Annotated in this window: 10 protein-coding genes; 4 read left to right on the plus strand and 6 right to left on the minus strand. The window is 70.8% G+C overall.

Going from position 1 to position 12,402, the window contains the following annotated elements; all coding sequences use genetic code 11:
• Window positions 1–9: 9 nt before the first annotated feature.
• From EOD73_RS08595 to EOD73_RS08605, 3 genes are read left to right on the plus strand one after another with little or no spacing between them, the layout of a single operon-like run.
• A complete protein-coding gene (locus EOD73_RS08595) occupies window positions 10–2,649 on the plus strand; it encodes a hypothetical protein (RefSeq protein WP_127682590.1) in 2,640 nt (879 codons plus the stop codon).
• Window positions 2,649–4,682: an ATP-dependent helicase gene (locus EOD73_RS08600; protein WP_240660651.1), complete on the plus strand. Its 2,034-nt coding sequence runs from the start codon at window positions 2,649–2,651 to the stop codon at window positions 4,680–4,682. Before EOD73_RS08595 ends, EOD73_RS08600 begins: the two co-directional genes overlap by 1 nt.
• Window positions 4,679–5,323, plus strand: coding sequence for a lysoplasmalogenase (locus EOD73_RS08605; RefSeq protein WP_127682591.1), 645 nt, complete (start codon window positions 4,679–4,681; stop codon window positions 5,321–5,323). The genes EOD73_RS08600 and EOD73_RS08605 overlap by 4 nt, the downstream gene beginning before the upstream one ends.
• On the opposite strand, the gene EOD73_RS08610 is transcribed toward EOD73_RS08605, so the two are convergent.
• Both EOD73_RS08610 and EOD73_RS08615 read right to left on the minus strand, forming a co-directional pair.
• Window positions 5,301–7,061, minus strand: a complete 1,761-nt coding sequence (locus EOD73_RS08610; protein ID WP_127682592.1) for an ATP-binding response regulator — start codon at window positions 7,059–7,061, stop codon at window positions 5,301–5,303. The genes EOD73_RS08605 and EOD73_RS08610 overlap by 23 nt on opposite strands.
• Window positions 7,058–7,678, minus strand: a complete 621-nt coding sequence (locus EOD73_RS08615) for a response regulator (protein ID WP_164846006.1) — start codon at window positions 7,676–7,678, stop codon at window positions 7,058–7,060. Before EOD73_RS08615 ends, EOD73_RS08610 begins: the two co-directional genes overlap by 4 nt.
• A 172-nt stretch (window positions 7,679–7,850) precedes the next feature.
• On the opposite strand from EOD73_RS08615, the gene EOD73_RS08620 reads away from it, so the two are divergent.
• Window positions 7,851–8,792 carry a right-handed parallel beta-helix repeat-containing protein gene (locus EOD73_RS08620; protein ID WP_127682594.1) on the plus strand — a complete coding sequence of 314 codons (942 nt, stop codon included), beginning with the start codon at window positions 7,851–7,853 and terminating at the stop codon, window positions 8,790–8,792.
• 13 nt (window positions 8,793–8,805) lie between these two features.
• Here the strand turns inward: EOD73_RS08620 and EOD73_RS08625 are convergent, their stop codons facing one another.
• From EOD73_RS08625 to EOD73_RS08640, 4 genes are all read right to left on the minus strand, one after another.
• Complete coding sequence (locus tag EOD73_RS08625) at window positions 8,806–9,621, minus strand: LytR/AlgR family response regulator transcription factor (RefSeq protein WP_127682595.1); 816 nt, start codon at window positions 9,619–9,621, stop codon at window positions 8,806–8,808.
• A 25-nt stretch (window positions 9,622–9,646) separates the two neighbouring features.
• On the minus strand, window positions 9,647–10,054 hold the full coding sequence (locus tag EOD73_RS08630) for a hypothetical protein (RefSeq protein WP_127682596.1): 408 nt from the start codon (window positions 10,052–10,054) through the stop codon (window positions 9,647–9,649).
• A 2-nt stretch (window positions 10,055–10,056) separates the two neighbouring features.
• Window positions 10,057–11,574, minus strand: coding sequence for a histidine kinase (locus tag EOD73_RS08635; protein ID WP_127682597.1), 1,518 nt, complete (start codon window positions 11,572–11,574; stop codon window positions 10,057–10,059).
• A gap of 233 nt (window positions 11,575–11,807) precedes the next feature.
• Complete coding sequence (locus tag EOD73_RS08640; protein ID WP_127682980.1) at window positions 11,808–12,383, minus strand: YceI family protein; 576 nt, start codon at window positions 12,381–12,383, stop codon at window positions 11,808–11,810.
• Between the last annotated feature and the right edge of the window lie 19 nt (window positions 12,384–12,402).

Consider the following 12,402-nt stretch of genomic DNA (forward strand, 5'->3'; position numbering starts at 1 on the left):
CATCGACGCATGAACCCCGAGACGACCTTGGGCGAGGGAGAACGCCGGCGTCGTCGACGCCGGTCCAGCTCCACCTCGTCGGCCTTCGCCAGCCCGTCCCCCCGCGCGTCTTCAGGCCGGCGTGGCGCCGCGCCCGACCGTTGGGCCCCGCTCGCGTGGCTGGTGGCCGCGCCCTGCCTGTTGCTGGCCTTGTACCTGGCCGCCATTCACCCCCTGGGCGCTGGCTGGGCCGTGCCCGCCGTGCTGCTGGTGGCCCTGCTGGCCCGCTACTTTTGGACCACCTGGCCGGGCTGGATGCTGGCCCTGGTGCCGCTGATCGGCCTGGCGCCCTGGACGGGCTGGCTGTGGCTGGAAGAGTGGGACCTGCTGGTGCTGGCCAGCGCGGCCGGAGGCTATGCCGCCTGGGCGGGCCCCCACCGCCACACGCCTCCGCCGGTGCAGGCGGTGTGGCGTCGCGCGCTGCGCTGGCGGGCGTCCGCCGTCGCGCTGATGGTGCTGGCCGCCGCCGCCACGGCCCTGAGCGTGTTCATCGGCGTGACCGACGCCGGCGGCCTGGACCTGTACGTCTACCAGGGCTATTGGGAGTCGGGCCAAGCCCTGCGTGCGGGCAAGCCGGTGCTCGCGCTGCTGTTGATGCTGCCCTTGTGGCACCGCGCGGCGACCCGCGCCCCGCAAACCCTCACGCCCGCGTTGGGCGTGGGCCTGTGCGGCGTGCTGCTGGTGGTCAGCCTGGGGGCGCTGTGGGAACGCCTGGCTTTCACCGGCTTCAGCAACTTCAGCACCGACTACCGCACGACCAGCGTCTTCTGGGAGATGCACGTGGGCGGCGCCGCGCTGGACGGGGCCCTGGCCCTGAGCCTGCCCTTCGGGCTGTTGGCCTTGTTGCGCGCCCGCGGCCGCCTGGGCTTTGCCTGGGCCATGGGCCTGTTGCTGCTGGGCCTGTACGCGCTGATCACCACCTTCTCGCGCGGTCTCTACCTGGCCGCGGCCCTGGCCCTGCCCTTGACCTTGGCGCTGTGGATGCGCCAGCAGTCGCGCGCGCAGGCCGCCCCGGCCCCCGCGCCGGGGGCTGTGTGGCCCGCCGCGCCGGCCCAGGCCCTGATGCCGCCCGGGCGCAGCCTGTTCGGCTTGGGCCTGTTGGTGGCCTTGGGCGCCGCCGTGGCCTGGCAGATGTTCCCGAACAGCGGCTACCGCGGCCTGCTGGCGGTCAGTGGGGCCATGGTGGCTCTGATGCTGCAACCCGTGGGCCATGCCGGTGGCGACCGCCGCGAGCGCTTGCTCGGCTGGGGCCTGGGCCTGGTGATGGCCGTGCCCCTCGTGGGCCTGGGCGCCTTGCTGGCCACCTGGGTCAACAAGCTGGCTTATGGGCTTTACGCCCTGGCCTGGCTGCTGAGCGTGGTGCTGGCCCGGGCGGCCTGGTCGGGCCGGCACCCCTGGCGCACGCCCCTGGGCGACAGCCTGCGCGCCATGGCCTGGCTGACCACCGTGGGCTTGGCCGGCGTGGTGGCCTGGAACTGGGGCGGCATGCCGGCGGTGGAGCGCGCCTGGCTGCCGCTTTTGGTGCTGAGCCTGGCATGGCCGCTCAGCCAAGGCGGCAGCGTGGGCCAGGTGCTGGGCCAGTTGGGCTGGCGGCCGCGCATGCTGGCCGTGGGCGCCATGCTGGGGGCCAGCGCCATCGTGGCGGCCCTGGCCGGGGGCAGCTACATCGCCGAGCGCTCGTCGACGGTGTCGCAAGACTTGGACGGGCGCTTTGCCCACTGGTCTCGCGGCCTGGCCATGGCCGACGTGGCCGGCGGCGAGTGGATCGGCGTGGGCGCGGGCCGCTACCTGCCCCACTTCGCCAACAACGCCCCGGTGGAAGAGCGCATCGGCGACGTGCGCTTCCTCGGCGGCACCCCGCCGCGCGTGGCCTTGAGCGCCGGTCGCCACACCCTGGGCTGGGGCGAGATGCTGCGCCTGACCCAGCGCGTGAACGACGCGCCGCCGGGATTGCGCCTGCGCGTGCTGGTGCGCAACCCCTTGCAACTCAAGCTGCTGGGCGAGGTGTGCGAGCGCCACCTGATCTACACCGAGGCCTGCCGCACGCGCCAGGCCGAGCTGCCGGCCAGCGAGGGCTTCCGCTGGGTCACCCTGGAGCTGGGCGGCAATGGCGAGCTGGGGCAGCGCGGCTGGCCCAAGCGCGGGCTGGCCCTGTCGCTGGCTGTCGAAACCCCAAGCACCAAGGTGGAGATCGCCGGCGTGAGCCTCCAGGGCAGCGACGGGCGCGAGCTGCTGAAGAACGGCGGCTTCGAGGACGGCATGGCGCACTGGTTCTTCAGCAGCGACCGCCACCACCTGCCTTGGCACGCCAAGAGCCTGCCGCTGCACTGGTACTTCGAGCAGGGCGGCATTGGCTTGGTGCTGAGCCTGGGCCTGTGGGCCTTGGCCCTGGGGCGGGTGAGCTGGGGCAATGCCGCCGGGCACCCGCTGGCACCCGCGCTGGCCGGGGCCTTGCTCGGCTTCATGCTGGTGGGCCTGTTCGACAGCCTGGTCGATGGCGCGCGCCTGGCCTTCCTGTACGGCACCTTGGTCTGCCTGGGCTTGGGCCTGCGCACGCCGCCGCCGCCCGCTGTGCCGGTGCCGCCCCCGCCTGAGCCGGCGAGCGCCTGATGGCCGGCCCGGGGCTCAACGCCGCGCAGATGAGCGCGGTGCAGCACGTGCATTCGCCCTGCCTGGTGCTGGCCGGCGCCGGCTCGGGCAAGACGCGCGTGATCACGCACAAGATCGCCCACCTGCTGCAGCAGGGGATGCGCGCCGACGCCATCGCCGCCATCACCTTCACCAACAAGGCGGCGCAGGAAATGCGCGAGCGCGCCCGTGAGTTGGTGGGGGCCAAGCCCGCCAAGGCGCTGACCATCGCCACCTTCCACGCCCTGGGCGTTCGCCTGCTGCGCGAAGAGGGCGAGCGCCTGGGCCTGAAGCCCCAGTTCTCCATCTTGGACAGCGACGACGTGGTGGGCATCTTGCGCGACTGCGCCAACACCACCGACGCCAAGCTGCCCCGCCTGTGGCAGTGGCAGATCTCGCTGTGGAAAAACGAGGGCCTGGACGCCGATGGGGCCTTGGCCGCGGCCGAGAGCGAGTCCGAGCGCCAGGCGGCCATCGTGTTTCGTGCCTACGCCGAGCGACTGGCCGCCTACCAGGCGGTGGACTTCGACGACCTCATCGGCCTGCCGCTCAAGCTGCTGACGACCGACCCCATCGCCCAGGCCAAGTGGCGCGCCAAGTTCAAGCACGTGCTGATCGACGAGGTGCAAGACACCAACGCCGTGCAGTACGCGCTGCTCAAGGCCCTGGTCGGCCCCGAGGGCGTGTTCACGGCGGTGGGCGACGACGACCAGAGCATCTACGGCTGGCGCGGCGCCACGCTGGACAACCTCAAGCAGCTGGGCGTGGACTACCCCAGCCTCAAGGTCATCGCGCTGGAGCAGAACTACCGCAGCACCAGCGCCATCTTGCGCGCCGCCAACCACGTCATCGCCGCCAACCCCAAGCTGTTTGAAAAGAAGCTGTGGAGCGACCTGGGCGAGGGCGAGCCCGTGGCCCTGCTGCAGTGCGACGACGAGCAGCACGAGGCGGAGCGCGCGGTGGCGCGGCTGCAAAGCAAGCGCAACGCCGAAGGCGCCAATGGCAAGTGGAGCGACTGCGCCATCCTCTACCGCGCCAACCACCAGGCCCGCGTGTTCGAGCAAGCGCTGCGTCGCGCGCAGATCCCCTACAAGGTCAGCGGCGGGCAGAGTTTCTTCGATCGCAGCGAGATCAAGGACCTGTGCGCCTGGCTGCGCCTGTTGGTGAACGAGGACGACGACCCGGCATTTCTGCGCGCGGTGACCACGCCCAAACGGGGCATCGGCCACACCACCTTGGCGGCCTTGGGGGCCTTTGCCGGTGCGCGCAAGATCAGCCTGTTCGAGGCCCTGTTCCACGAGAGCCTGGAGGCGGCGGTGAGCAGCCGCGCCGTGCACGGGTTGCACGAGTTCGGCCGCACCGTGCACGACCTGCAGGCCCGCGCCAAAGCCGCGGTGGGCAAGGACGCGGCGATGAAGCTGTGCCTCGACTGGCTCAAGGAGCTGGACTACGAGGCCCACCTGCAGCACGTCGAAGAAGCCAGCGCCGCCTCGCGCTACAGCAACGTGCTCGACTTCGTGGAGTGGGTGGCGCGCCGCTGCGGCGGGCGGGACGAGGACGACCCCGAGCAGAGCGTGCTCGACGTGGCGCAAAGCATCAGCGTCATCATGAGCTTGATGGAGCGCGACGAAGAGCAGGACCAGGTGACGCTTAGCACCCTGCACGCGTCCAAGGGCCTGGAGTGGCCGCACGTGGTGCTGGCCGGCGTGAACGAGGGCCTGTTGCCCTTCACGCGCGACGAGGAGGCCATCACCCCCGAGGGCTTGGCCGAGGAGCGGCGCCTGATGTACGTGGGCATCACCCGCGCTCGCAAGAGCCTGGGCGTGAGCGTGCTGCGCCGGCGCAAGCGCGGGCGCGAGATGGTCATCGCCCGGCCCAGCCGCTTCGTGGACGAAATGCGCCTGGACGACGTGCCCAAGCCCGCCGACCCGCGTGCCGCGCTGGCCGAGCTGCGCGCCCGCATGGCGGCGCAGGTGGCCGAGCGCGAGGCGAAGGCGCCCAAGGAGAAGGGATGAAGTCGATGCTGTGGTTGGGGGCGGCGGCGCTGAACGCCGCCCTGTTCATCGGGGCCGACTTGGGCCTGCTGCCCGAGCCCCTGCGCTGGATCGCCAAGCCGGCCGCCACGCTGGCCCTCATCGCGTGGGCCTGGCCGCGTGGCGAAACACAGCCGGTGCAGCGGCGTTGGCTTCGGGTCGGTCTGGTGGCCTCGCTCGCGGGCGACGTGGCCTTGCTGTGGCCGGCGCAGGGCTTCTTGCCCGGCTTGGTCAGCTTCCTGCTGGCGCACTTGGCCTTTGTGCGCAGCATGGCCGTGCGCAGCCGTTTTGGGGCGCCATGGAGGCCCTTCCTGGCTTACGGGGCGCTGGCCGCGGCGGTGCTGGCTTGGGTGATTTGGCCGGGCCTGCCAGGGGACCTGCGCGCGCCGGTGGTCATCTACGTGGCGGTGCTGGTGGCCATGGCCGGGCAGGGCGCGGCCTGGTGGTGGCGTTCGCGCGAGCGCGATGCGTGCTGGGCGGCGATGGGGGGCGCGCTCTTCCTGGCCTCCGACACCCTGCTGGCCGTGGACCGCTTCGGCGGGGGCGTGCCACTGGCCAGCTTGGCCATCCACGCGCTGTACTGGGTGTCGATCGGCCTGATCAGCCGCTCGCTGCCGCGTTGACCTTGGCCAGGATCGCGCCCACCAACTCGCGACCCTCCACCGGCTTGTAGAACACGGGCAGGCCGGCTTCCTTGGCGGCGTGGATGCGCTCGGGGGCGGTGTCGCCGGTGATCAGCCAGGCCGGTGCTTGGCAGCCGGCTGCGCGCAGGCGCAGCAGCACGTCCAGGCCCGTGGCGCCCCCGCCCAGGCGGAAGTCGAGCACCACGGCGTCCACGCGCTGGGCCGCGGCCCACAGGGCCAAGGCGCTGTCGCCGTCGGCCGCGGCGTGCAAGGTCCAGCCCAGGGCTTCCAGGTACAGGCCCAAGGCCTCGCGGATGGGGGCCTCGTCGTCCACCAACAGCACCTGCAGGCGGGGGGCGCTGGGGCCGTCCAGGGGCATCAGGCCGCTGGGGCTGGCCGCCCTGGCGCTGATCTCCGGGGTGGGCGCCAGGGGCAACTTGAGGCGGAAGCAGCAGCCTTGGCCGGGCTCGCTTTCAAGGGTCAAGGGGACGTCCATCAGGTGGGCCAGGCGGTTCACGATGGCCAGGCCGAGGCCCAGGCCTTGCTGGCGGTCCCGCGCTGGATTGCCGACTTGGAAGAACTCTTCGAACACCCGCTCTTGCAGCTCCCGGGGGATGCCCGGGCCGGTGTCGCGCACCGCGATCCAAGCGTCCTGCCCGCGGGTGCTGAGCTCCAGGCGCACCTCGCCTTGCGGCGTGAACTTGATGGCATTGCCCACCAAGTTGCTGAGCACGCGGCGCAGCTGGGCCGCGTCGCCCCGGGCCCAGCAAGGCTGGGGTGGCAGTTCGGCCCACAGGGTCAGGCCGCGCTCTTGCGCCAAGGGCCGCAGGCCCTGGGTCACGCCGGTGACCAGCTCGGCCAGGTCAAAGGGCTCGCGGGCCACTTCCACGGCACCGGCGTCCAACTGGGAGATTTCCAGCAGGCTGTTGAGCAGCATTTGGCTTTCGCCCAGCGAGCGCCGCAAGCCCTGACCGACCCGACCGAGCTGGGCATCCTCCCGCAGCTTGGCCAAGGCCTCGATGGTGGCCACGTTGTAGGCCAAGGCCGTGAGGGGCTGGCGCAGGTCGTGGCTGGCGGCGGCGAAAAAGCGCGTGCGCGCCTCGTTGGCCCGCTCGGCCGCCGCATGCGCCTCGCTCAGGCGCACGTTGGTGCGCAACAGCGCCAGCTGCGCGCGACCCTGGTCGCGCACGTAGTTCGTCAGCGAGGCCAAGAGCACCAACACCAGCACCGCGGGCAGCCAGGCCCCGAAGCCCCCGGCCATCAGCCAGGCCGAGGCGTGGCCGATGCCCCGCACCGAGGCGTAGGCCACGTAGCCGCGCACGTCGCCGGCGGCCGGCGCCACGGCCCCCGCCGCCGCGCCCGTGATCACCATCGAAAACAGGTAGTGCAGCGGCTGCAGGGGCTCCTGGAACAGGACCAGGGCCAGGCCCACGTAGCCCGCGGCGATGAGCATGGGCGACAGGGACATGACCCGCATGACCTCGGCGTCGCTGAAGCGCTTGTCCTCGTGCATCCACTCCAGCAGGCTGCCCCGCCCGTGCACCACCAAGGCCATGTAGGGCAGGTAGATCCAAAGCACCTCGCCATGCCCGAGGGCGATCGTGACCCAGGCCACCACCAGCTCGGCCACGGTGTGCGGCAGGCGCACGCGACGGGCCTGCTCCAGGCCCTGGCGCACCCGCTCGGCGCGCAGCTGCTGCGCTTCGGCTGCGGCGTGTTGGGTGGCGCTGGCGCTCACGGCTGGGCGCCGCGTGCCAGGTGCGCGGCTTCGCCGCGTTTGCCCACGCCCAAGGTTTGCAGGATCACGCGCACGTGGCTCTTCACGGTGCTCTCGCCGATGCCCAGCTCTCGGGCAATCTGCTTGTCCGAGGCGCCGCGCACCATGGCGCGGTAAACGTCGGCCTGGCGGGGCGTCAGGTCGGGGAACAGGGTGGCCACGTCCAGGGCAGGCAGGCCGTCGCGCGCCGCCACCGAGGGCGGCAGCGCGGCGCGCTGGCCGGCGAGCACGGCGCTCAGGGTGTCGATCAGCTCTTGCGGCTCGGCGGACTTGCGCACGTAACCGGCCACGCCCAAGGCCCAGGCCTGGCGCATCACGGCCTCGCGGTCGTCGCCCGAAACGACGACGATGGGCGCGGTGCAGCCGGCTTGGCGCAAGGATTGGATGGCGGCGGCCCCGTCCGTGGACTCGAGCCACCAGTCGAGCAGCACCAGCTGAAAGGGAATCGAGGCCACCAACTGTTCCGCGCTGGCCAGGGTCTTGGCCTTGTCCAGCGAGAGATCGGGAAGCACGACCTGGAGCAAGAGCTCCAGCGAGTCGCCGATCAGTTGGTGGTCCTCGATCCAAAGTGCGCGCATGGGTTCTGCAATCTGCAGCCTCCCTCCCATGCGCCAGCGTCGCGATGACAGCTTGGCGCGCAGGTTATCGGCTGGGTTCTGGGGTGACATCCTCCGTCCGGAGGAGACGGGGGCGATGGTCGCACAGCGCCCCCCGAATGCCGGGGGTCACAGGATGGCATGCTCCCACGCCATGCAACGCCGCACCGTCTTGGCCACCTTGCCCCTGCTCGCGTCGACCGCCTCGGCGGCGGCCCGCACCTGGACCGTGGGCGCGCCCGGCGGCCCCGCCACCCTGGCCGAGGCCCTGCGCCAGGCGCAGGACGGCGACACCGTGGCCCTGCCCCCCGGGGTGCACCGCGGCGGTGGCGTCGTGACCCAGGCGCGCCTCACCCTGCGCGGCCTGGGCGAGGGCGCGGTGCTGGACGGCACCGGAGCGGCCCTGCCCGAGGGCAAGGCCCTGCTGGTGCTGCGCGGGGGGGACGTGCGCGTGGAAGGGCTTGGCTTTCGCGGGGCGCGCGTGCCCGATGGCAATGGGGCCGGCATCCGCTTGGAGCGCGGGCGGCTGCACGCTGTGGATTGCCGCTTTGACGACAACGAAATGGGCCTGCTGACCGGCAACGAGGCGCAAACCCGCCTGGAGCTGGAGCGCTGCACCTTCGATCAAGCCCCGCCGGACTCCGGACGTGGGCTGCACCACCTGCTGTACATCGGCGCCATCGCCCAGGCGCGGGTGCAGGCGTGTCGTTTCCGGTTCGGGGCGCGGGGCGGCCAGGGCCACCTGCTGAAGTGCCGGGCCCGAGAGGCCGAGGTGCTCGATTGCGAGCTCGGCTGGGACGACCCCCAGGGCACGGCCTCCTACGAGCTCGACTTCCCCAACGGCGGGCAGGTGCTGCTGCGCGGCAACCACATCGCGCAGGGGCCGGCTTCGCCCAACCGCACCCTGGTGGCCTTTGGCGCGGAGGCCCGGCCGAACGATGCGCGCGCGCACCGCCTGCGCATCGAGGACAACGCCTTTCGCAGCGCGGGCGCCGACGCCCTGTGGTGGCGCGTCTGGACCGATCGCGTGGGGAGGGCGGTGCCCGTGGAGGCGCGCGGCAACCGCTTCGAGGGGGCAGGGCGCGCGCTGGCCTGAGCCCCAGCGGGCCTCACATGCCCTTGAAGAGGTGCGTGTAGCTGCGACTGACTTCGAGCTTGTCGTTGGCGCCGCGCACGCTCACCAGTTGGCGGCCGCGGAAGTCACGGCTGATGCCCGAAATGGCCTTCACGTTGACCAAGGTGCTGCGGTGGATTTGCCAGAACAGGTGCGGGTCGAGCTCGTCGACGAGCTCCTTGATGGGCTTGCGGATCAGGGCCTCGACGGTTTCGGTTTGCACCCGCGTGTACTTCTCGTCGCTGATGAAGAACAGCACCTCGGTGACCGGAATCATGCGGATCTCTTGCCCCACGCTGGCCTGGATCCATTCCAGGTGGCGCGGCGGCTGCCCGCTTTGCAGGCTGCTCAGGCGCTGCAGCAGCTGTTGCAGGGGCTTGGCGGTGGGCAGGTCGTCGGCGCCAGCGCTGGCGCTGGGGTCGCGCGCAGCCAGGCGCTTTTTGAGCCGCTCCACGGTCAATTGCAGGCGTTCGCGTTCGGCGGGCTTGAGCACGTAGTCGGCCACACCCTGCTCGAAGGCCTCCACCGCGTACTGGTCGTAGGCCGTGATGAAGACGATCTCGGGCGTGCACCAGTTGTCGTCTTCGGGCAGCTGGGCGATTTGCTTGGCGGCCTCGACGCCGGTGAGGCCGGGCATGCGGATGTCCAAGAGGCAGATGTCGGGCTTGTGCTCCTGCGTGAGGGCCACGGCCTCCAGGCCGTTCTTGGCCTCGGCCACGATCTCCAGCTCGGGCCACACCTCGGTCAGGCGGGCGCGCAGCTGTTCGCGCATCAGGCGTTCGTCATCGGCCAGCACGGCACGCACGGTCATCGGGGTCTCCCAGGGGTCGTTGGTGTCAGGCCGCGACTGTAGGGCGCGAGCGGCGGGCCAGCCAGACCACGAGCAAGACCGGGATCAGGATGGGGCCGGTGACGACGAGCGACACACCGAGCAAAGCGACCAGCACCGCGCCGAGGCCGACCGCGAGCACCAAGAGCGGCACCCCCACCCCGACGATCAGCACCAGGGGCACGACGATCACCAAGGTGAGGCCCGTGACCAAGGCGGCGACCAAGCCGCCGCCCAGGCCCAGGCGCTCGTCCATCACCCAATCGTCCACCGGCTGGCCGTCCACGACCACGTGCCAGTGGCCGCTGTCTTGCCAGCCGTCGAAGGCGGTGCCGATGGCCAAGGTGCCCACCGCCATGCTGAGCACGAGCAGGATGACAAAGGTCCAGAAGGTCCACTTGAAGAACTTGGCCATGATCAGGCTCCTTGGGTTGGGTTGGGGGCGCCGCTGGCGGTGCCGTTGTGGTTGCTGCGGTAGGGCACTTGGATGCGCACCACCGTGCCGCAGGGCTGGTTCTCGGCCACGGTGAGGCTGGCCTTGTTGCCGTAGAGAAGCTGCAAGCGCTCGCGGGTGTTGGCCAGACCCACGCCCGTGCCGCTGGTGCCGGCGCGGCCGAAGCCCAGGCCGGTGTCGGCCACCTGGACGACGAGGTCGCCGTGCTCGATGTGGGCCGAGACCACCAGGCTGCCGCCTTCGGGCTTGGGCTCCAGGCCGTGCTTGATGGCGTTCTCGACCAGTCCTTGGATGATCATGGGCGGGAATTCGGCCGACAGCAGGCCGTCGGGTACCTCGATGCGCCATTGCAGGCGCTCTTCCATGCGCACCGACAAGATCTCCAGGTAAGGGCGCACCACCGCCACTTCGCGGGCCAGGTCGCGCACCTTTTGCTGGCCGCTGGCCTCGCGCATGGTGGGCATGGTGGCGCGCAGCAGGGCGATCAGGTTGCGCTGCATCTGGCTGGCGCGCTTGGGGTCGGTTTCGATCAGGTGATCGATGGAGGCCAGGGTGTTGAACAGGAAATGCGGCTCCACCTGGGCCTGCATGGTTTGCAGGCGGGCTTCCACGAGCTGGCGCTTCAGGGCTTCGGCCTCGGCGGTTTCCTCGGCGGCGGCGGCTTTGGCCTCGGCCTCCTTGCGGCCCTTGTAGAGCGCCTTGACGGCGATGCTGAACACCACCCACCACAGGGCGATGTCTTGCAGGAAGTCGCCCCAGCGCAGGGTGCGCACACGGGTCTCTTGGCGGGCGTGGCGCTCGGCGGCCTTGGCCTTGGCCTGTTGCTTCACCGCCTTGGCGATCTCTTTCTCGGCCTGCTGCTTGGCGGCCTTGGCCTCCTCGAGGGCGCGCTTGACGTCGGCCTCGATCTGCTTGGCATTGCGCTCGAGTTCGCGGCGCAGGGCTTCGGCGGCCTCGGGGGGCAGGCGGATGTCCAAGACCGTGGCCGGTGCCGAGGCGGCGCTGCTGGCACCGGGGGCGGGTGGGGCCACGATGCGCACGCCTTCGGGGCTGATGTTGACCTCGGCGGCCTCTTGCGTGGCGCCCTTGGGGCCGATGCGCACGCCGTGCTTGCCGATGCTGATCTCGACGCCGTCGCCGCCGGCGTCGGTGCTGGGCGGCTCGGCGTCCGGGGCCTCGGGCGGAGCCGGTTCGTTGTCCGCCGGGTCGGGGGCGTCTTCCACGTTGGGCGGGTCCATCGGGTCGGTCCGCTCGAACTGCACCGATTCGGTGATCCGCATGGTGAACGGCCACATGCCGGTCAGGTAGTGGGTGCCGATCAGCAGGATCAACGCGTAAGCCGCGAATCGCCACCAACTCATCGCCACCAGCCAGCCGGCGTAGCGGTGGAAGGCGTTGATCGTCACCGTGGCCCAGCGCGACAGGCGGTCGCGCCACACGGGGTCGGTGATCCAGTTGGGGATGCGGGGCGAGGCTTTCATGGGGTGGACTGTAGGGAGCCCGGCCCGGGCGGTCGCGCGGCGTGTGACACGCCGTGCGGGTGGGGTGACGAAATGCATCCCGGGCGGACGAGCCGGTCGGGCCGGCGGTGCACGAGCGAACGCCCCATGGGCCAGGGGTGGGCGTTGGCGTGACATCCGTCACGCAGGTCAGGGTGGGCCCCAGAACGACAAAGCCCCGCCAGGGCGGGGCTTTTCTGAGGCCGGGTTGGCGCTCAGGGCTGCTTGACGCCCTCCACTTGAATCACCAGGCGAATGTCGTCCGGCAAGAAGGCCGTCATCTTGTCCATGCCCCACTGGCTGCGTTTGATCGTGGTGCTGAAGTCGCCAGCACACACTTGACGCTTGATCATGGGGTGCATGAAGCAGCCGTAGCTGTCCGCCTTGAGGGTGACGGGGAGCGTCTTGCCCAGCATGGTCAAGGTGCCGCCGACGGACACAATTTTTTCCCCATCGAATGCGAACTGCTCGCCAACGAACTTGGCCGACGGGTGGACTTCGGCGTTGAAGAAGTCAGGACCCTTCAAGTGCTTGTCGAAGGCCGCCGTCCCGGTGTTGATGCTGCCCATGTCAATCGTGACCTCGACCTTGCCGGTCTTGGCCGTCGGGTCGATGGTGATCGTGCCTTCCTTCTTGTCGAAGCGTCCGCGGTTCGTGCTGAAGCCGAAGTTGAAGTGCTTGGCTTCGAAGGTCACGAAGGTGTGGGTGGGGTCAATCGCGTAGGTGGCCGATTGGGCCTGGGCGGCACCTGCGAGGGCCAGGGCGGCCAGGGCGAACAGGGTCTTGCGCATGGGAACGATCTCCAAGGGG

It is taken from the genome of Inhella crocodyli (assembly GCF_004004565.1).
Lineage (GTDB): Bacteria > Pseudomonadota > Gammaproteobacteria > Burkholderiales > Burkholderiaceae_C > Inhella > Inhella crocodyli.

Bases quoted from the DNA above. Each gene is read 5' to 3' on its own strand.
- EOD73_RS08595 (WP_127682590.1), top strand. From the start codon at position 10: ATGAACCCCGAGACGACCTTGGGCGAGGGAGAACGCCGGCGTCGTCGA.
- EOD73_RS08600 (WP_240660651.1), top strand. From the start codon at position 2,649: ATGGCCGGCCCGGGGCTCAACGCCGCGCAGATGAGCGCGGTGCAGCAC.
- EOD73_RS08605 (WP_127682591.1), top strand. From the start codon at position 4,679: ATGAAGTCGATGCTGTGGTTGGGGGCGGCGGCGCTGAACGCCGCCCTG.
- EOD73_RS08615 (WP_164846006.1), bottom strand. From the start codon at position 7,678: ATGCGCGCACTTTGGATCGAGGACCACCAACTGATCGGCGACTCGCTG.
- EOD73_RS08620 (WP_127682594.1), top strand. From the start codon at position 7,851: ATGCAACGCCGCACCGTCTTGGCCACCTTGCCCCTGCTCGCGTCGACC.
- EOD73_RS08625 (WP_127682595.1), bottom strand. From the start codon at position 9,621: ATGACCGTGCGTGCCGTGCTGGCCGATGACGAACGCCTGATGCGCGAA.
- EOD73_RS08630 (WP_127682596.1), bottom strand. From the start codon at position 10,054: ATGGCCAAGTTCTTCAAGTGGACCTTCTGGACCTTTGTCATCCTGCTC.
- EOD73_RS08635 (WP_127682597.1), bottom strand. From the start codon at position 11,574: ATGAAAGCCTCGCCCCGCATCCCCAACTGGATCACCGACCCCGTGTGG.
- EOD73_RS08640 (WP_127682980.1), bottom strand. From the start codon at position 12,383: ATGCGCAAGACCCTGTTCGCCCTGGCCGCCCTGGCCCTCGCAGGTGCC.